The sequence below is a fragment of the Bradyrhizobium sp. SZCCHNR1051 genome (genome assembly GCF_032489615.1).
Lineage (GTDB): Bacteria > Pseudomonadota > Alphaproteobacteria > Rhizobiales > Xanthobacteraceae > Bradyrhizobium.
Genome location: NZ_JAUEYJ010000021.1, coordinates 136,297 through 153,961, shown reverse-complemented (window position 1 = coordinate 153,961; position 17,665 = coordinate 136,297). Strand labels below are relative to the sequence as shown.

Below are 17,665 nucleotides of genomic sequence, written 5' to 3'. Positions count from 1 at the left end.
GTGAATGTCAAGAGCGTCTTATTTGAACCGGGCGGGTGGCCGGCGAGACGGATGTTACAGCGCCCATTTTGCGCGCGCCGAAACCGCCTGATCCCCGCCTGCCCCATCTGCAACAGGAGCAAGCCATGACGGCATCCGACAAGGCCTTCACCGGATCGATCCCGCAGATCTACGATCAACTGCTGGTGCCCTTGATCTTCGTGCCCTACGCGCAGGATCTTGCGCGGCGCATCGCGGCCTGCCTGCCGCGCGACGTGCTGGAGACGGCGGCGGGCACCGGCGTGGTCACGAGGGCGCTGCACGCGCAACTGCCGCCGGAGGTCCGGATCACCGCCACCGACCTCAACGAGCCGATGCTCGCACAGGCGAAGACGCATCTCGCCACCGAGAGCCGTATCGCATTTCGTCAAGCGGATGCGCTGGCCCTGCCGTTTGCCGACGCGAGCTTCGATGCCGTCGCATGTCAGTTCGGCGCGATGTTCTTCCCCGATCGCGTCAAGGGTTATGCTGAGGCCCGCCGCGTGCTCAGGCCCGGAGGACGTTTCATCTTCAATGTCTGGGACCGGATCGAAGAGAACGAAATCCCTCACGTCGTTCACGAGACGTTGCAGCAGGTGTTCCCCGAAAACCCGCCGCAGTTCTTCACCCGGACTCCGCACGGCTACTACGACACCGGGCGGATCGAGGCCGATCTGACAGCAGCAGGCTTCACCGATATCGTGATCGAGACGGTTGCACATCGCAGCCGCGCCGCCTCGCCACATCAGTCGGCAATGGCGTTCTGCCAGGGCACGCCGATGCGCGGCGAGATCGAAGCGCGCGGCACGCCCGGCCTCGCAGCCGTCACGCAGGCGGCCGCGAACGCGCTGGCGCGCCGGTTCGGCGACGGACCGATCGAGGGCCGCATACAGGCGCTGGTGATCTCGGCTGGGTGAGCGACAGCGGCCGCTCTACGGTGCACCGCGGGTGAAATGCACCCGCAGCAGGACCAAAGCCGTCCAGAACAGGAAGCCGACAAATGTGCACGATCGGTAGTCGGCAACGGAAGACGACTACGCCGTCTGCAGCACCGAGAACGATTCGCCGGGCCGACGCAATGCGAGCTGATCGACCGTCCCGGCGACGTCGATCACGTCGTCGACACGCGCAGCCGGCGGCCCTTTGCGGCAGGCCGTGACCATCGCCGCGACGTCATCGGCGGGACCGGCGAAGACCGCCTCGACGCTGCGGTCGCTGCGGTTGCGGACCCAGCCTTCGAGCCCGTTGAGGATGGCCTGGTCCTCGACCCAGGCGCGGTAGCCGACGCCCTGGACGCGGCCGCGGACCGTGACGTGGACGATGGCGCGACCGATCATGAACCAAGCCCCAGGAACTCGCGAAGTCTCTTCTTCACGTCGCCATCGCGCATGACGCGCGCGGTCAGTTCGGCCGACGGCAGCCCCTTGAGCTGCTTCGGCGAGGCGCCCTTGCGCAGCGCCTTCAGCGTCTCATGCACCGCCTGCGTCGCGGCCGCGATCGGTGCATGGCCCTGCAGCGCGACGCGGACGCGGCGCGAGGCGAGATAGCCGAGATCGGACATCTCCTCCGGCGCGCCACCGAGCACGATCGGCAATGTGGTGACTGCCGTAATTGCATCGAGCTGATCGCGCGAGGTGATGCCGGTGAAGAACAGGCCGTCGACGCCGCAGGCCTCGTAGGCTTTGGCGCGCATGATCGCGTCGTCGAGCGAGGCGATGGAGACGGCCCCGGTTCGCCCCAGAATGACCAGCGCGGGATCGCCTCGGCCGTCGAGCGCTGCCCTCACCTTGCCGACCCCTTCGGCGAGCGAGATCAACTGCGGCTTCGCCTCGCCAAAAGCCTGCGGCAGCAGCGTATCCTCGATGGTGAGACCCGCGGCACCGGCCGCCTCCAGCTCCTGCACCGTGCGGCGCACGTTCATCGCATTGCCATAGCCGTGATCGGCATCGACCAGCACCGGCAGCGCGGCGGCGCGCGACATCCGCCGCATCTGCTCGGCCAACTCGGTCAATGTGATCAGCGCGATGTCGGGATCGCCGAGGACGGCGAGCGAGGCAGCCGAACCGCCGAACATGCCGAGCTCAAAGCCGAGATCTTCGGCGATGCGGATCGAGATCGCGTCGTACACCGAGCCCGGATGGATGCAGCGATCGCCGGCGAGGATCGCACGGAGCGCCTCTCTGCATGCACGGAAGGTCATCCTCGCCCCCTCTTTCCCGTCATTGCGAGGAGCGAAGCGACGAAGCATTCCAGAGCTATCTGTCGAGCTCTGGATTGCGTCGCTGCGCTCGCAATGACGATGACTGCTGCTTACGCAAACTCCAAGATCAGCGCGTCCACCGCAAGCGTAGCGCCGGCTGTCGCGTGGATCTTCTTCACCGTACCGTCCTGCTCGGCGCGCAGCACGTTCTGCATCTTCATGGCTTCGACCACGGCGAGCGTCTCGCCGGCCTTGACCTCCTGCCCTTCGGTCACGGCGATCGAGACCACGAGGCCGGGCATCGGGCACAAGAGCTTCTTGCCGCTGTCGCCGGCGGCGACGACCGGCATCAGCCGCGCCGCGGTCGCCTCGGCTTCCGTGTAGACGTAGACCGGCGCCTCGACGCCCTGATGCGCGAGCCGCACGCCGTTCGCAATGAGGCGCGTCTGCACCGCGATGGCAGCGCCATCGATGGTGCCGTGCCAGACCGCGTCGCCCGGTTTCCAGTCCGACACCAACTGATGCGCCGCGCCGACCTTGCCGTCGGCCCCGACGAAGCGGACCGTGATCGCGCCGTTCTCCCTGGTGATGTCGAGCAGGATCTCGTCACGCCCGAGCCACACCGCGCGGCGGCCCTGCCGCCTCACAGGCCGGCCGATCATCTGCTGCGAGATCTGCCGCTTGCGCTCGCCGAGCACGTGGTCGATCGCAGCACCCACCGCCGCTAGCCGGCGCGCGATCTCGCCTTCCGGCGCACGCGCGGCGAAGCCCTTGGGAAACTCCTCGGCGATGAAACCGGTCGACAGCCTTCCCTCGCGCCAGCGCGGATGGTTCATCAGCGCCGACAGGAACGGGATGTTGTGGCGGATGCCATCGACATAGAACGCATCGAGCGCGGTCGACTGCGCCTCGATCGCGGCAGCCCGCGACGGCGCATGGGTGACCAGCTTGGCGATCATCGGATCGTAGTAGATCGAGATCTCGCCGCCCTCCTGCACGCCGGTGTCGTTGCGCACGGTGATGCCGTCCGCCTTGCTCTCGGCCGGCGGGCGATACTTCACGAGGCGCCCGATCGAGGGCAGGAAGCTGCGGAACGGATCTTCCGCATAGACGCGCGACTCCACCGCCCAGCCGGTCAGCGCGACGTCCTTCTGCGCAAGCGCGAGCTTCTCGCCGGCGGCGACGCGGATCATCTGCTCGACGAGATCGATGCCGGTGACGAGCTCGGTGACGGGATGCTCGACCTGCAGGCGGGTGTTCATCTCCAGGAAGTAGAAGCTCTTGTCCTGGCCGGCGACGAACTCCACGGTGCCGGCGGAGTCGTAGTTCACGGCCTTGGCGAGCGCGACCGCCTGCTCGCCCATCTTGCGCCGCGTCTCCTCGTCGAGCAGCGGCGACGGCGCCTCCTCGATGACCTTCTGATTGCGGCGCTGGATCGAGCACTCGCGCTCGCCGAGATAGATCACGTTGCCATGCTTGTCACCGAGCACCTGGATCTCGATGTGGCGGGGATCGACGATGAACTTCTCGATGAAGACGCGGTCGTCGCCGAACGAGGCCTTGGCCTCGGCCTTGGCGAGGTTGAAGCCCTCGGCCACCTCGGCGGTCGAATGCGCGATGCGCATGCCCTTGCCGCCGCCGCCGGCGGAGGCCTTGATCATGACGGGATAGCCGATCTCGTCGGCGATGCGCACGGCATGCTTGTCGTCCTCGATGACGCCGAGGAAGCCTGGCACGGTCGAGACCTTGGCCTTGGCGGCCGCCTTCTTCGATTCGATCTTGTCGCCCATCGCGGCGATGGCGCCGGGGTTGGGGCCGATGAAGACGATGCCAGCCTCGGCCAGCGCCCGCGGAAACGCCTCGCGCTCGGACAGGAAGCCGTAGCCCGGATGCACCGCCTCGGCGCCGGTCTTGCGGCAGGCCTCGACGATGCGGTCGATCAGGAGATAGCTCTCGGCGGCGGCGGGCGGGCCGATCAGCACGGCATCATCGGCCATCTCGACATGAAGCGCATCGCGGTCGGCTTCCGAATAGACCGCAACGGTCCGGATTCCCATGCGGCGGGCGGTCTTGATGACCCGGCAGGCGATCTCGCCGCGGTTCGCGATCAGAATGGTTTTGAACATTTCTTGCTTGATACCTTTGGGCGGGCTCCCCGCTCGTGGCACAGGCGTAACACCGCGAGCTTGACCGGTTCGTCTATACCAAAATCGCCCGCGCGCAACCCGCCTCTCGTTCCGCCCCTGCCGTCCGGCGAGGCATGCCAGCCGCGTCCCTTGCCGTCAGCCGGAATAGCTGTGGAAACGTCCGCGGGCATAGGCGTGCGACACCGCCTTCATCAGTTCGCCGACCTCGGTCTCGAGAAAATCGTTCGCAACGATCAGGGCACGAATGGCCGCCCGCGGATCGCCCCCGCAGGCAGCAATGGCCTGGTCTACGGCGGCGTCCAGCGCGAGGTCTTCGGTGTCCGCGGCATCGGTCTTGGATTGCGATCTGGGCATGCGCGATGACGGTCCTCGCTCCGGTCACGCCGCCATGTTCACCTTATGTTCGAAGGAGTCAAGGCGGATCACGCCGCCCCGATCTCTTCCTGCTGAGGCTCGGCCTGTGGCTTTTCGGGAGCCAGAGCGACAGACTTTTGCTGTGCGCCCTGCCGCACCAGATGGTGGACGAAGCCGAGCTTGCCGATGACCGGCGGCGTCAGGATGAATGGATAGAGATCGCGCGCGCCCATCGCCCGGGCGACGCTGTTCATGGCGAAGGTGAATGGCAGCCAGGCGTTGACGATGGTGTCGAAATCCTCCGCGACATACGGATCGAAGGTGACGCGCGCCGTCAGCCCGCCGATCTGGTCGGCGGGCGGATCGATCTCGATGCCGAACTCGGAGGCCATCTCCAGCGTATCGACGATGTGGAGGTAGTGCGCCCAGGTCTCGGCAAAATCCTCCCACGGATGCGTGGTGGCGTAGGCCGAAACGAAATTGTCCTGCCAGTCCACCGGAGGCCCCTGATCGTAATGCCGCCTCAGCGCCTCGCCGTAGTCCTGGGTATCGTCGCCGAACACGGCCCGGCATTCCTCGAGCCTGCCGGCATCGCGCACCAGCACGTCCCAGAAATAGTGCCCGACCTCGTGGCGGAAATGACCGAGCAAGGTCCGGTACGGCTCGTCCATTTCGAGCCGCCGTCGCTCGCGCTCGAAATCGTCGGCCTCGGCCAGCGCGATGGTGACGAGGCCGTTGTCGTGGCCCGTCATGACCTTCTGCTGGCCGACGGGGTCATCGGCGAGGAAGTTGAAGATCAGCCCGTGCTCGGGGTCCTCGATCCGCGTCTTCACAGGGAGTTTCCATCGGATCAGCGAGTAGAACAGTCGGTGCTTGGCCACCTCCAGCTCGCGCCATCCCGCAAGCTGCGCGGGATCGGACAGATTGGGAATGGTGCCGTTGTGCCGGCAGGCTCGGCAGAAGCCTGCGGTCTCGCCGGTCTCGAGCAGCCAGTTGCAGGCGTCGTGCTCGGCATTGGCGCAGAAGAAGCGCCCCGTCCCGTGGTCGGTGAGCGTCCGAAAGCCCTCCTCCGCCGGCTCGATCGCCGACAGGATCTGGCGCTCCGGCATGAAGGCGAGCTGATGGCCACAGCGCCCGCAGCTCCGATTCTCGAAGTACAGGATGTTCGTGCAGACCTGACAGACGAAGAGCTTCACGGCGTGGACCTACGTGTTGCGGTGTTCAGGGCCTGACGACGCACGACAGTAACAGTCCGTTCCGGGAGCGCGGAACTTTTTGTCTGCCCCGACGTTCTCGTCATGCCGGCGTTTGCCCGCCTTAATCTCTGGTCAGTTTGCTTTCCTTGGTCCCAATGTCGCCAAGCTTCCGAACACCCGCGATGGAATTCTCGGGCGACTGCTCGCCACATCAGTGCAGGTCAGCATGAACAGCGCGGATGCGCCCAGAGACGACGTGAGGCCGGAGGCTGCCGCCGACGCGCTGCGCCAGCATATCGAGGAGATTGCGCGCGATCGCGATGAGGCCTATCGCGCGCTGCAGGAACGCGAGGCGGAGCTCGCGCGCATCCAGCGGATCGCCCGGGTCGGCGGCGTCGAGGTCGACCTGCGCGAAGGCTACCGCAACCGCCGCTCCCCCGAATACCTGATCATTCACGGCCTGCCGCCGGAAGCCGTTCACGAGACTCACGAAGACTGGGTCAGGCGCGTCCATCCCGACGACCGCGTCAAGGCCGAGCAGGAGTTCATCGCCGCGGTCAAGAGCAAGCAGGAGGACTACACCACCGAATACCGCATCATCCGTCCCAGCGATGGCGAGATCCGCTGGGTCCGCGTCATCGCCCGCATCGAGCGCGACTGGAACGGCCGCGCCATCCGCCTGGTCGGCGCGCATATCGACGTCACCGACCAGATGCTGGCTCAGGCCAAGCTGCGCGAGAGCGAGGAGCGCTTCCGGCTGATCGCCGACAGCGCCCCGGTGCCGATCTGGGTGACGAAGCTCGACCGCACCCGCTCCTTCGTCAATCGCGCCTATGTCGATTTCCTCGGCCTGCCCCATGACGAGACGCTGGCCTTCGACTGGCGCAAGGTGCTGCATCCCGAGGACCTTCCGCGCATCCTGGAGCAGCAGCAATCGGGAGAGCGCTCGCTGAAGCCGTTCTTCCTCGAGGCGCGCTACCGCCGCGCCGACGGCGAATGGCGCTGGCTGCGATCGGAATCGCAGCCGCGCTGGGACGCGAACGGCAAACATGTCGGATTCATCGGCGTCGCTCACGACGTCACGGCCGCCAAGCAGGCCGAGATCGAGCTGCGCCGCATCAACGAGACCCTCGAAGAGCGGATCAAGGAGCGCACCGCCCAACTCGAGGCCAATGAAGCGCGCATGCGCGCGATCTTCGACACCAGCAATCAGTATCAAGCCATCCTCGACGTCGAGGGCCGCGTGCTGCATGCCAACCGCATCGCGGTCGCCGGCATGCGCGCCGGTGAAGTGAACGTCATCGGCCAGCCGCTCTGGGATGCGCCCTGGTTCACCCATACGCCGGGCGTGACCGAGATGCTGCGCAAGGCGTTCGCCCGCGTTCTCGCCGGCGAGAGCTTTCGGACCGAGATGCGGCTCGATTTCGCCAGCGGCCAGCGACATTTCGAGCTTTCGATGCGGCCTCTGTTCGACCAGCATGATGTGGTCACCGGCGCGGTCGCCGAGGCGGTCGACGTCACTGAGCGCATCCAGGGCGAGGAGCTGTTGCGGCAGTCGCAGAAGATGGAGGCGATCGGCCAGCTCACTGGCGGCGTCGCGCACGATTTCAACAACCTGCTCACCATCATCCGCTCGGCCACCGACTTCCTGCGCCGCCGCGATCTCCCCGAGGAGCGGCGCCGGCGCTATGTCGATGCGATCTCCGAGACGGTGGAGCGCGCCTCGAAGCTGACCGCGCAACTTCTGGCCTTCGCGCGGCGGCAACCCTTGACGCCGCAGGTGTTCAACGTTGGCGAGCAGGTCGAAAACGTCGTGCAGCTGATCCGTCCTCTCGTCGGCGGCCGCATCCAGATCGAGCTCGCGGTCACGAACAGCGGACTGTTCACCCTCGCCGACGTCGCGCAATTCCAGACCGCGCTGATCAACCTCGCCGTCAATGCGCGCGACGCCATGAACGGTGAAGGACATCTGAAAATCGGCGTGCAGCGGACCGAGAGCATCCCGGCCTTGCGTGGCCAGGGCCCCCGGCCCGGTGCCTTCATCGCGATTTCGGTCGCCGACACCGGGGGCGGCATCGCGCCTCAGCACCTCAACGCCATCTTCGAACCCTTCTTCACCACCAAGGAGGTCGGCAAGGGCACGGGTCTCGGCCTCAGCCAGGCATTCGGCTTCGCCAAGCAGTCCGAAGGCGACATCGCGGTCGACAGCCGCATCGGCCACGGCGCGACCTTCACGATCTACCTGCCGCAGGCCACGGCACCGCAATCCGGCACGGAAGCCGGCTCCGCGCGCATCGAGCCGGCGACCATCGGGCGCGGCTACCGCGTGCTCGTGGTCGAGGACAATGACGAGGTGGGGCAGTTCTCGACCGAGCTGCTCGAGGACCTCGGCTATGTGACGCGCCGCGTCGCCAATGCCGCCGATGCACTGGCAATCCTGGCGAACGACGAATTCGCGGTCGACCTCGTGTTCTCCGACGTCATCATGCCCGGCATCAACGGCCTGGAGCTCGCCGGCATCATCCGCGACCGCTATCCCGGCCTGCCGGTGGTGCTGACATCCGGCTACAGCCACGTGCTCGCGGAGAACGCCCATCACGGCTTCGAGCTGATCAAGAAGCCCTATTCGGTGGAGTCGCTGTCGCGCATCCTGCGCAAGGCGATGGCCGAGAAGGCGCCGCTGCCGCGCTGAGTAGGTAGTGCGCGCTTCGCGCGCCCCGGCGCCGGCATCTTCGGCGCGATCATGCCGGTGATCGTCGCGGACCTGATGCGCGGCACCGGCCGCTTCAACATTGCTCAGGGCGCCGTGATTACAGCGCAGAGCATTGGCGCGGCGCTGTCGACCGCGCTGGCGGGCCCGGTCGTCGTCCATGGCGGCTACAGCGCCGCGTTCCTGGCCTTCGGCGCGGCCGCCGTGATCGTATGCTGGCGGCTGCTTCCCGAGACCGGTGGACCGGAGGCCGCGCATCCGGATGCGGCGTCCTCGCCCGCTATCCCCGCCGAATGATTTGCTCTATCGATCCCTGATCATGTCCCTGCAAGATACCTGGCTCGCTTACGCCATCATCATTCCCGCCACCGCCGGCGTCATCATCCGCCCGTTTCGGCTGCCCGAGGCCGTGTGGGCCGTCGCCGGCGCGATCCTGTTGGTCGCGCTCGGCCTGCTGCCTGTCGCTGATGCGCTCACCGGCATCCGCAAGGGCGTCGACGTCTATCTGTTCCTGATCGGCATGATGCTGATTGCCGAGCTGGCCCGCCGCGAGGGCTTGTTCGACTATCTCGCGGCCTATGCCGTGGAGCATGCGCGCGGCTCGCCGCAACTCCTGTTCCTGTTGGTCTATGCGGTCGGTACCCTGGTCACCGTGGTGCTCTCCAACGATGCCACCGCGATCGTGCTGACGCCGGCCGTCTATGCCGCCACGCGCGCCGCCGGCGCTTCGCCGCTGCCCTATCTCTACGTCTGCGCCTTCATCGCCAATGCCGCGAGCTTCGTGCTGCCGATCTCCAATCCGGCCAATCTGGTCGTGTTCGGCGAACGCATGCCGCATCTCAGCGAATGGCTGCGCCAGTTCACTTTGCCCTCGATGGCCGCGATCGCCCTGACCTATGTCGCGCTGTGGCTGACCCAGCGCCGCGCGCTCCGTGAGGAGACGCTGCGGACCGATGTCGACAAGCCGCATCTGAGCCGCGAGGGCCGGCTCGCCGCGGTCGGAATCATGGCGATTGCCGCCGTGCTGCTGACCGCCTCGGCGCTCGACGTGCAACTGGGCTTGCCGACCTTCGTCTGTGGCGTGGTCACGGCGGCCGCGATCCTGCTGATCAGCCGGCAGTCGCCATGGCCCACGATCAAAGGCGTGTCCTGGGGCGTGCTGCCGCTGGTCGGCGGCCTGTTCGTGATGGTCGAAGGCCTGAACCGGGCCGGCGCGATCGGCCAGCTCAGCGCCTGGCTGCACCAGGGCGTTACCGGCTCACCGGCTGGCGCCGCCTGGGCCGCGGGCCTGATCACGGCGATCGCCGACAACATCGCCAACAATCTTCCCGTCGGACTGGTCGCCGGCTCGGTGGCGGCCAGCGATCACCTGCCGCATGAGGTCATCCGTGCAATTCTGATCGGCGTCGATCTCGGCCCCAACATCTCGGTGACCGGCTCGCTCGCCACCATCCTGTGGCTGACCGCCCTGCGGCGCGAAAAAATCGAGGTGTCCGCCTGGCAGTTTCTCAAGATCGGACTCGTAGCAACGCCGCCAGCGCTGATCGCGGCGCTGGCCGCAGCGATCTGACATCGATGTGATGGCGGTGGGCACGGTGACGAAGGCGGGAGCCCGCCCTACCTCTCCAGGGCACCGTTGAAGAAGTCGACGAGCCCGAATGGTGCGCTGTCGCCGAGGCAGAGCTTGAGGATTTGATGCGCGCCTGCGGCCGCCGACGAGCTGCGCGGGAATAGCGCTGCTTCGTAGATGGCGAGTGCCGCTTCGATGTCGCCGGGGTGGGCAGCGATCGCCTTGCCGAGCTCGGCGCCGTCGAACATCGCCAGGTTCGCGCCCTCGCCGGCCGGCGGCGCCAGGTGCGCGGCATCACCGAGAAGCGTCACCCCAGGCACACGGTCCCACCGATGGTCGTTCGGAAGCGTGTGGATCATGCGCGGGACCGGCGGGGTTTCGCCGTCGGTGATCAGCGCGGTGAGCGCAGGCGCCCATCCGTCGAACTCGGCCGCAATTCGCGCCGTCGCGGCGGCAGCGTCCATGAAGTCGATGCCGGCGATCCACTCGGCGGAGCGGTTCAGCGCGACGTAGGCGTGAAGAACCTGTCCTGCCTCACGGTGCGCGCAGATCCCCTGTCCCGGAGCGAGCGCGAACAATGCGCCGCCGCCGACTGCTTCGGCCGCCGCGGTGTGCCGCTCGTCGGCGTCATGCAGGTAGGTCTCAACGAACGTCGTGCCGACATATTCCGGCTTGGCGGCCGACAGCAGGGGCCGGACCTTCGACCAGGCGCCGTCGGCGCCGACCAGCAGGCTCGTGACCACGCTCGCCCCGTCCGCGAATCTCAGCTCGTGCCTGTGGTCGCCGAGGCGCACGACGCCGGTCAGCTTCTTGCCCCACTGGATCGTCTCAGCTGGCAGGGACTCGAGAAGAATCCGCCGCAGATCACCCCGCAGCACCTCGGGGCGTCGGCCGTCATCGGGCTGCGCGAGCAGCACCGTGCCATGCCGGTCAAGCACGCGCGACGCCGCGCCGCCCTCATGGATGATCGCACGGAACGCATCGATGAGGCCGGCGTCTGCGAGGGCACGTTGCCCGTCGTGCTCGTGAATATCGAGCTGGCCGCCTTGCGCCCGGGTTTCGGCGGATGGCTCCGCCTCATAGATCGTCGCCGGGATACCGTGGACATGGAGGACGCGTGCGAGCGTAAGGCCGCCGAGGCCCGCGCCGACGATCGTGACGGGTGTCGTCATCATCTGCCTTTCAAATTGACTGGAACGTCGTTCCATGAAAGTTGATTGGAACAACGTTCCAATCATGTCAAGATGATGGTCATGGCGAGCAGAACACAACGGACGGAACGGCGCGCGGATGCGCTCTCGAAGGAGAGAATCGTCGAGGCCGCGATCAAGATCCTCGACACCGAGGGCGAAAGCGCTCTGACCTTCCGCGCGCTCGCAGCTCGCCTGGCGACCGGCAGCGGGGCGATCTACTGGCACGTCGCCAACAAGAGCGATCTGCTCGCAGCGGCCACCGATGACGTCATTGCCCGTGTCATGACCGGCGTCGTGGGCGATGCAGAGCCGCGACAGGCGATCCGTGCCGTTGCCCTCGGGGTGTTCGACGCCATCGACGCCCACCCCTGGGTGGGTGCCCAGCTTTTCCGTGAACCGTGGCGGTCCGCGATGCTGCAGATCGTCGAAAGCGTCGGCGGACGGCTCCAGACGCTCGGTGTCCCCGAAAGCGCCCTGTTCGATTCCGCGTCCGCGCTCTTGAACTACATCCTTGGCGTGGCCGGGCAGAATGCCGCGAACGCCCGCCTCCTCCCGCGCGAGACGGACCGCGCGGCGTTCCTCCGATCGGTCGCCGCACGGTGGACACAGCTCGATCCCGCGGAGTATCCGTTCGTGCATCGGGTGGCGACGGAGCTGCGCGAGCACGACGACCGCGAGCAATTTCTTGCCGGCATCGACCTCATCCTGGCCGGGATCGGGACCATCCGATAGGCAGCGGCTGACTTGCAGCCCACCTGCCTCCTCCGAACGCAAGGAGATGCGCAACCGGCGGGAGAATATCGAGGTCGGCGCCTTGGCAGGCTCCAACCAGGCTCCGAAGGTGCGACTCGTGACGCCGCCGCCAGCGCTGGTGGCACGCTGGCGGCGTTGTGATCACGATCGGCCGATGGTCATGCCGCGGCTTCGTAGTTGACCGCAGTCTCAGCGATCTTGGTCAGCGTCTCGTCGGTCTTCCGCTCTTCATTCAGCGTCTGGTCGAGCAGCTTGGCGGCCTTCGGCAGGTTGAGCTTGAGCGCCCAGGCCTTCAGGGTGCCATAGCGCGACATCTCATAGTGCTCGACCGCCTGCGCTGCCGCAAGAAGGCCGGCGTCCAGCGCCTGCGTCCCCTTGTACTCGTCCATGATTTCCTTGCCCTCGTCGATGATGCCCTCGATCGCATCGCACTTCTTGCCGCGGGCGGGCTTGCCGATCAGCTCGAAGATCTGCTCGAGCCGCTCGATCTGGCCTTCGGTCTCCTCCTGGTGCTTCTCGAACGCCGCCGCCAGCTTCTCCGACTGCGCCGCCTTGGCCATTTTCGGCAGCGTCTTCAGGATCTGCTTCTCGGCGTAGTAGATGTCCTTGAGGGTATCGAGGAAGAGCTCGTTGAGGTCTTTGTCGGCAGGCATGGTGTGCTCCTGTTGATTGTGAGCCGACAACCAGAAAGCCATACCCTAGTTCCTGCCACCGACGAGCCCGCCGCAAGAAAATCCTGCCCGGAGCGCTGTCGGCGGCCTCCGAGCCTCTTGTAACAAAACTGTCACCCGGCAAAACTACAGCTCTTCCCTGCGGCGAGACGCCGCGATTCCGCCGATTGCCTTCAGGAGTTTTCAATGCGCCGCCCGCTCGTGCTGCTGTGCGCCGGACTGACCTTGCTGTCGTCCGGAGCCGCATTTGCGCAGAACGCCCCCCCCCATAACCTCATCCTGTTCATTCCCGACGGCCTGCGTGCGCTCAAGGTGACGCCGGAGACCGCCCCGGCCATGGCCGCCGTCCGCGACAAGGGCGTCAACTTCAAGAATTCGCACTCGCTGTTTCCGACCTTCACGATGGCCAACGGCTCGGCCATGGCGACCGGCCACTATCTCGGCGACACCGGCACGTTCTCGAACACGATCTTCACGGGCTACACCTCGGCGCCGGCCGGCGGCACCGTCGTGCCCTTCATCGAGAACGACGCCGTGCTCGGCGATATCGACGAGCATTTCAACGGCGACTACCTCAACGAGGACACCATCCTGAAGCTCGCCCGCAAGGCCGGCTATTCGACCGCCGCGATCGGCAAAGTCGGCCCGACCTACCTGTTCGACCACACCGGCTGCCCTTGCAAGCCCGGCGCGACCTCCTCGATCGTGATCGACGATTCCACGGGCAATAAGAACGGCGTGCCTGTCACCGACGAGGTCAAGGACGCCATGACCAAGGCCGGCCTGCCGCTGGCGACGCCGTCGCGCGGCGACAACGGAAAGGCGGGCGACGCCAAGACGCCGGGCACGACCTCGGCCAACGTCGCGCAGCAGGCCTACATGGTCGACGTCGCCACCAAGGCGGTGCTGCCTTTGTTCAAGGCCCGCAACAAGCCGTTCGTTCTGGTGTTCTGGTCGCGCGATCCGGACGGCAGCCAGCACAATCACGGCGACAGCCTCAACACCATCACGCCGGGCATCAATGGTCCGACGTCGATGGCCGGCATCAGGAATGCCGACGACAATCTGGCGGCGCTGCGCAAGGCGCTCGACGACCTCGGGCTGGCCGCCTCGACCAACATCATGGTCCAGGCCGACCACGGCTTCTCGACCATCTCCAAGGAGAGCAAGACCAGCCCATCGGCCAAGGTCAGCTACGACGACACGCCGAAGGACTTCCTGCCGATGGGCTTCCTGGCGATCGACCTAGCCAAGGCGCTCGGCCTGCCGCTGTTCGATCCCAACGACAAGAACGCAGCGGTGCCCGACGGCAAGCACCCGAAGGCCGGCAACGGCGTGCTCGGCAAGGATCCAACCAAGCCCGATCTCGTCGTCGCCACCAATGGCGGCTCCGACCTGATCTATCTGCCCAACAACGACAGGAAGCTCGCCCGCCGCACCGTCAAGGCGCTGCTGGCGCAGGACTACGTCTCCGGCATCTTCGTCGACGACAAGCTCGGCGAGATTCCCGGCACGCTGCCGCTGTCGCGGATCAACCTGCAGGGCAAGGCGGTGACGCCGCATCCGGCGATCGTGGTCAACTTCCGCTCCTATGTCGCACCGGGCTGCGATCAGCCGAGCAACTGCCAGGTCGAGGTTGCCGACACCGTGCTGCGCCAGGGCCAGGGCATGCACGGCTCGTTCGGCCGCGGCGACACCTACAGCTTCATGGCGGCCACCGGACCCGACTTCAAGGCGGGCTTCGTCGATCCCCTGCCCGTCAGCAATGCCGATGTCGGCATCACCGCGGCGAAGCTGCTCGACCTCAAGGTCGCTCCGAAGGGCAGACTGATCGGCCGCATCATGACCGAGGCGATGCCGAACGGCACCACGCCGAAGGCGACGTCGGACGTCATCAAGTCGGATCCGGCCGCCGGCGGACTGCGCACCGTGCTGAAGCTGCAGCGCGTCGGCACCCAGCGCTATTTCGACGCCGCCGGCTTCCCCGGCCGCACCGTGGGACTCGACGACGAGGCGCCGAAGAAAACGGCGGCGGCGAAGTAGTCAGTCCGCCACCTCTACGCGATCAGCAGAGTGCCCCGCGAAAGTGGGGCATTTCTGTTTCGACTAGACGCGGTGCCGTAGCCCGGGTGAGCGCAGCGATACCCAGGGAGACCGTTCCCGCATGTCGCACCGCCGATTGATTCACCGGCCGGGCGGCGCCATCAAGAGCCGTCATGCGATCGCCGCCGGTCAAAAAGAAAAGAGCGCGATGAGGTCATCGCGCTCGTCGAACTCGTGCCTTTGGATGAACGCGACGCGCTTACATGCCGATGTCGATCATCGACGGCAGTTGCGCCAGCGGCAGCACGGTGACGCCGACCAGCGTCGCGACCATCGCCATCAGCGCGCGGTTGCCCTGGCGCTTGCCGCGCATCTGCTGGGCGACCCACTCCAGCGCATCGGTGCGGAGGCCCCGCGCATTGACTGGAGCCCAGCTCTCGATCGCCGTCTCCGGCGACAGCGCCACGCTGCGCGGCGGCACCGGCAGGCCGGAGGCGGCCGCGGCATGATGCGCCACCGCCTTGGCGAGCAGATCCTCGAACCGGCCGTCGTCCTTGCGCTCGGTCGCGGCGGCATCGATCGCGAACAGCGCTTCGGCCTCGGCGCGGCTGACGGGCACGTCGTTGATCGCGGCAGCGCTCAGAATACGCGCGCACCAGGCGGCGTCATCGGCATCGAGCACGCGGGAGAAATGCACGCGTCCCGCGGTGGTCGGACCCTCGCCGGTGATCACGCCGTCGCGCACGATGCCGAGCGCGAAGGCAGCGGTCTCACAGGAGGACGGTTCGAGACCATCGATGCCGATGGTTTTTGGTGCAGAGGTAGCCATGTTCTCTTCTCAGTTGCTGTGTTGACCCACCTTGTCGGCGCGCGTCTGAACGAGTGGTTAACGGTTCGAAACGGTGCCGTGGGTTTTTGTATCGGTTGCCGATTTGCCGCAGTGACCTCGATCACGGTTCAAAGCCAAGGGGCGTCAGGGGGCGGCGTGTTGCGACCAACAGATGGCGAAATCTGGGCAACCGGTCGTCTCACGGATGTTTCGCCGCAGCCCGGAAACTCAAAAGAAGTTGTTGGCCGCGTGAGCTTTGAGGCAATTATCTTCTCTTTTCCGTCAGCCAGTTCCCTTCCGCGGCGGCATTTCCTATAGTGTTTAGAAGATTTATTCCCGCCACCTGTACTGAAAGGGACTGCCATGGCTCTCCAGATCGGCTCCACTGCCCCGGACTTCGAGGCAGACACCACCGAAGGCAAGATCAAATTCCACGACTGGATCGGCGACAGCTGGGCCCTCTTGTTCTCGCATCCGAAGGATTTCACCCCGGTGTGCACCACCGAGCTCGGCGCGCTGGCACGGCTGAAGCCGGAGTTCGACAAGCGCGGTGTCAAGCTGATGGGCCTGTCGGTCGACCCGGTGGACAACCACGCCAAATGGTCGGAGGACATCCGCGAGACGCAGGGCGCGGCGCCGAACTATCCGATGATCGGCGACACCGACTACAACGTCTCCAAGCTCTACGACATGCTGCCGGCGGCGATCTCCGGTGATCCGTCCAAGCGCACCGCGGCCGACAATCAGACCGTCCGCAACGTCTTCATCATCGGGCCCGACAAGAAGATCAAGCTGATCCTGGTCTACCCGATGACCACCGGGCGCAACTTCCAGGAAATTCTTCGCGTCATCGACTCGCTGCAGCTCACGTCAAAGCACCGCGTCGCCACCCCCGCCGACTGGAAGCAGGGCGAGGACGTCATCATCGCCGGATCGGTGTCCGACGACGAGGCCAAGACGATCTATCCGAACGGCTGGAAGGCGCCCAAGCCCTATCTGCGCGTGGTGCCGCAGCCGAAGTGAGTGCTCGAGCGGCCAAGTTCATTCGCCCTTCTCGGATGGGAAGGGCGAATGCCGCGGCAGGTCCATACGGTCATGCAGGATGCGGCCGATCTCGATGATCCCACGGCCACCCACGCGGTAGAGCACTGAGACGAACTCTCCACGTCTCCTCCATCGTCAGATGCTCCCGTGCGGGCGCGGCGATCAATCGGCGCGGCTGATAAGCCTGTCCGAGAGGCCGTTGAGATAGGCTTCAAGCTCGTCCATGCTGGTGAACTCCTTGAACTCGCCGCGATCGAGCGCAGAAAAACCGGCCTGCGCGGCCTCGCGCAGGCCGTTCAGCCGTGCAGCATCTTCGGCCTCGCGCTGCTCGATCAAACGCAGCCCATCGCGCAGCACCTCAGTCGCGTTCTGGTACCGGCCGGACTCCACCAGACCTTGGACGATCTTTTCCTGATCGTCCGTCAGAACGACGTTTCGTACCGGCATCGCAAAGCCCATTGCGTGACTTATAGGCTCACTATGCCACGGGCGACGGCTCCTGTCGCCAGGCTTCCAGGCCCAGGAACGTGCTAGCCCCGTGGCGTCGCCCAGTCCGCGATCAGCAGCCCGAGTGTCGCCGACACCGCCGTCACGAACACGCCCCAGCTGATGTCGACCGCCACCACCGCCCAGGTCCACTGCTTGAGCATCGCCAGCGACGTCAGCTCGAAGGTCGCGTAGCAGAACAGCCCGAACAGCGCGCCGTAGAGCAAGGTCGAGCGCCATGTCGCGTCGGCCGTCCCGCTGACGAAGATCAGCACGCCCACGACATAGAGCAGATAGAACAGCACCGCCGGCACGGGGCGGATCTCGCCCAGCATCTCGCCGACCTGCGACTGGAAGAAGCCCCTGGCGACGACACTCAGGAACGGGATGTCGAAGCCGAGCAGCACGGCCAGCGTCGCGAAATACAGAACGGCGTACCGGCTCATGCGCG

General features: G+C 66.2%; 16 protein-coding genes and 1 pseudogene. 7 read left to right on the top strand and 10 right to left on the bottom strand.

Annotation, left to right across the window (positions count from 1 at the left end):
- Window positions 1–125: 125 nt before the first annotated feature.
- Window positions 126–935: a class I SAM-dependent methyltransferase gene (locus QW868_RS24865; RefSeq protein ID WP_316231759.1), complete on the top strand. Its 810-nt coding sequence runs from the start codon at window positions 126–128 to the stop codon at window positions 933–935.
- Window positions 936–1,052: 117 nt separating this feature from the next.
- Here QW868_RS24865 and QW868_RS24860 read toward each other — a convergent pair whose 3' ends face one another.
- The 5 genes from QW868_RS24860 to QW868_RS24840 all read right to left on the bottom strand — a co-directional run bounded on the left by QW868_RS24860 (window position 1,053) and on the right by QW868_RS24840 (window position 5,915).
- Window positions 1,053–1,355 carry an acylphosphatase gene (locus QW868_RS24860; protein ID WP_315737684.1) on the bottom strand — a complete coding sequence of 101 codons (303 nt, stop codon included), beginning with the start codon at window positions 1,353–1,355 and terminating at the stop codon, window positions 1,053–1,055.
- On the bottom strand, window positions 1,352–2,218 hold the full coding sequence (locus tag QW868_RS24855) for an isocitrate lyase/PEP mutase family protein (protein WP_316231758.1): 867 nt from the start codon (window positions 2,216–2,218) through the stop codon (window positions 1,352–1,354). Before QW868_RS24855 ends, QW868_RS24860 begins: the two co-directional genes overlap by 4 nt.
- A gap of 110 nt (window positions 2,219–2,328) precedes the next feature.
- On the bottom strand, window positions 2,329–4,344 hold the full coding sequence (locus QW868_RS24850; protein WP_316231757.1) for an acetyl/propionyl/methylcrotonyl-CoA carboxylase subunit alpha: 2,016 nt from the start codon (window positions 4,342–4,344) through the stop codon (window positions 2,329–2,331).
- A gap of 156 nt (window positions 4,345–4,500) precedes the next feature.
- Complete coding sequence (locus QW868_RS24845; RefSeq protein ID WP_315737681.1) at window positions 4,501–4,719, bottom strand: hypothetical protein; 219 nt, start codon at window positions 4,717–4,719, stop codon at window positions 4,501–4,503.
- Between the two features lie 68 nt (window positions 4,720–4,787).
- The gene (locus QW868_RS24840) at window positions 4,788–5,915 is read right to left on the bottom strand and encodes a putative zinc-binding peptidase (RefSeq protein ID WP_316231756.1); all 1,128 of its coding nucleotides are present in this window, start codon (window positions 5,913–5,915) and stop codon (window positions 4,788–4,790) included.
- Between the two features lie 226 nt (window positions 5,916–6,141).
- On the opposite strand from QW868_RS24840, the gene QW868_RS24835 reads away from it, so the two are divergent.
- From QW868_RS24835 to QW868_RS24825, 3 genes and pseudogenes are all read left to right on the top strand, one after another.
- The gene (locus tag QW868_RS24835; RefSeq protein ID WP_316182600.1) at window positions 6,142–8,607 is read left to right on the top strand and encodes a PAS domain-containing protein; all 2,466 of its coding nucleotides are present in this window, start codon (window positions 6,142–6,144) and stop codon (window positions 8,605–8,607) included.
- A gap of 27 nt (window positions 8,608–8,634) precedes the next feature.
- Window positions 8,635–8,922 (top strand): annotated as a pseudogene (locus tag QW868_RS24830) (MFS transporter); the annotation flags it as partial.
- A 22-nt stretch (window positions 8,923–8,944) separates the two neighbouring features.
- Window positions 8,945–10,195, top strand: a complete 1,251-nt coding sequence (locus QW868_RS24825) for an arsenic transporter (RefSeq protein ID WP_316231755.1) — start codon at window positions 8,945–8,947, stop codon at window positions 10,193–10,195.
- A gap of 47 nt (window positions 10,196–10,242) precedes the next feature.
- On the opposite strand, the gene QW868_RS24820 is transcribed toward QW868_RS24825, so the two are convergent.
- Window positions 10,243–11,367 (bottom strand): NAD(P)/FAD-dependent oxidoreductase, encoded by a 1,125-nt coding sequence (locus QW868_RS24820; RefSeq protein ID WP_316182620.1) that lies wholly within the window; start codon window positions 11,365–11,367, stop codon window positions 10,243–10,245.
- A 45-nt stretch (window positions 11,368–11,412) separates the two neighbouring features.
- Here QW868_RS24820 and QW868_RS24815 point away from each other — a divergent pair, with 45 nt between their 5' ends.
- Entirely contained in the window at window positions 11,413–12,120 is a 708-nt protein-coding gene (locus QW868_RS24815) for a TetR/AcrR family transcriptional regulator (RefSeq protein WP_315780942.1), read from the top strand.
- 179 nt (window positions 12,121–12,299) lie between these two features.
- On the opposite strand, the gene QW868_RS24810 is transcribed toward QW868_RS24815, so the two are convergent.
- Entirely contained in the window at window positions 12,300–12,794 is a 495-nt protein-coding gene (locus QW868_RS24810) for a ferritin-like domain-containing protein (protein ID WP_315776574.1), read from the bottom strand.
- 204 nt (window positions 12,795–12,998) lie between these two features.
- Here QW868_RS24810 and QW868_RS24805 point away from each other — a divergent pair, with 204 nt between their 5' ends.
- Window positions 12,999–14,855, top strand: a complete 1,857-nt coding sequence (locus QW868_RS24805) for an alkaline phosphatase family protein (protein ID WP_316231754.1) — start codon at window positions 12,999–13,001, stop codon at window positions 14,853–14,855.
- 259 nt (window positions 14,856–15,114) lie between these two features.
- On the opposite strand, the gene QW868_RS24800 is transcribed toward QW868_RS24805, so the two are convergent.
- Window positions 15,115–15,684, bottom strand: coding sequence for a hypothetical protein (locus tag QW868_RS24800; protein ID WP_316231753.1), 570 nt, complete (start codon window positions 15,682–15,684; stop codon window positions 15,115–15,117).
- A gap of 363 nt (window positions 15,685–16,047) precedes the next feature.
- Between QW868_RS24800 and QW868_RS24795 the strand changes: the two genes are divergently transcribed.
- Entirely contained in the window at window positions 16,048–16,707 is a 660-nt protein-coding gene (locus tag QW868_RS24795; RefSeq protein ID WP_315737673.1) for a peroxiredoxin, read from the top strand.
- 183 nt (window positions 16,708–16,890) lie between these two features.
- Here the strand turns inward: QW868_RS24795 and QW868_RS24790 are convergent, their stop codons facing one another.
- Window positions 16,891–17,175 (bottom strand): type II toxin-antitoxin system ParD family antitoxin, encoded by a 285-nt coding sequence (locus QW868_RS24790; RefSeq protein ID WP_316231771.1) that lies wholly within the window; start codon window positions 17,173–17,175, stop codon window positions 16,891–16,893.
- A gap of 83 nt (window positions 17,176–17,258) precedes the next feature.
- The gene (locus QW868_RS24785; RefSeq protein WP_315717693.1) at window positions 17,259–17,660 is read right to left on the bottom strand and encodes a DUF2177 family protein; all 402 of its coding nucleotides are present in this window, start codon (window positions 17,658–17,660) and stop codon (window positions 17,259–17,261) included.
- Between the last annotated feature and the right edge of the window lie 5 nt (window positions 17,661–17,665).

Bases quoted from the DNA above. Each gene is read 5' to 3' on its own strand.
- QW868_RS24800 (WP_316231753.1), bottom strand. From the start codon at position 15,684: ATGGCTACCTCTGCACCAAAAACCATCGGCATCGATGGTCTCGAACCG.
- QW868_RS24850 (WP_316231757.1), bottom strand. From the start codon at position 4,344: ATGTTCAAAACCATTCTGATCGCGAACCGCGGCGAGATCGCCTGCCGG.
- QW868_RS24790 (WP_316231771.1), bottom strand. From the start codon at position 17,175: ATGCCGGTACGAAACGTCGTTCTGACGGACGATCAGGAAAAGATCGTC.
- QW868_RS24855 (WP_316231758.1), bottom strand. From the start codon at position 2,218: ATGACCTTCCGTGCATGCAGAGAGGCGCTCCGTGCGATCCTCGCCGGC.
- QW868_RS24845 (WP_315737681.1), bottom strand. From the start codon at position 4,719: ATGCCCAGATCGCAATCCAAGACCGATGCCGCGGACACCGAAGACCTC.
- QW868_RS24785 (WP_315717693.1), bottom strand. From the start codon at position 17,660: ATGAGCCGGTACGCCGTTCTGTATTTCGCGACGCTGGCCGTGCTGCTC.
- QW868_RS24825 (WP_316231755.1), top strand. From the start codon at position 8,945: ATGTCCCTGCAAGATACCTGGCTCGCTTACGCCATCATCATTCCCGCC.
- QW868_RS24860 (WP_315737684.1), bottom strand. From the start codon at position 1,355: ATGATCGGTCGCGCCATCGTCCACGTCACGGTCCGCGGCCGCGTCCAG.
- QW868_RS24865 (WP_316231759.1), top strand. From the start codon at position 126: ATGACGGCATCCGACAAGGCCTTCACCGGATCGATCCCGCAGATCTAC.
- QW868_RS24795 (WP_315737673.1), top strand. From the start codon at position 16,048: ATGGCTCTCCAGATCGGCTCCACTGCCCCGGACTTCGAGGCAGACACC.
- QW868_RS24805 (WP_316231754.1), top strand. From the start codon at position 12,999: ATGCGCCGCCCGCTCGTGCTGCTGTGCGCCGGACTGACCTTGCTGTCG.
- QW868_RS24810 (WP_315776574.1), bottom strand. From the start codon at position 12,794: ATGCCTGCCGACAAAGACCTCAACGAGCTCTTCCTCGATACCCTCAAG.
- QW868_RS24835 (WP_316182600.1), top strand. From the start codon at position 6,142: ATGAACAGCGCGGATGCGCCCAGAGACGACGTGAGGCCGGAGGCTGCC.
- QW868_RS24820 (WP_316182620.1), bottom strand. From the start codon at position 11,367: ATGACGACACCCGTCACGATCGTCGGCGCGGGCCTCGGCGGCCTTACG.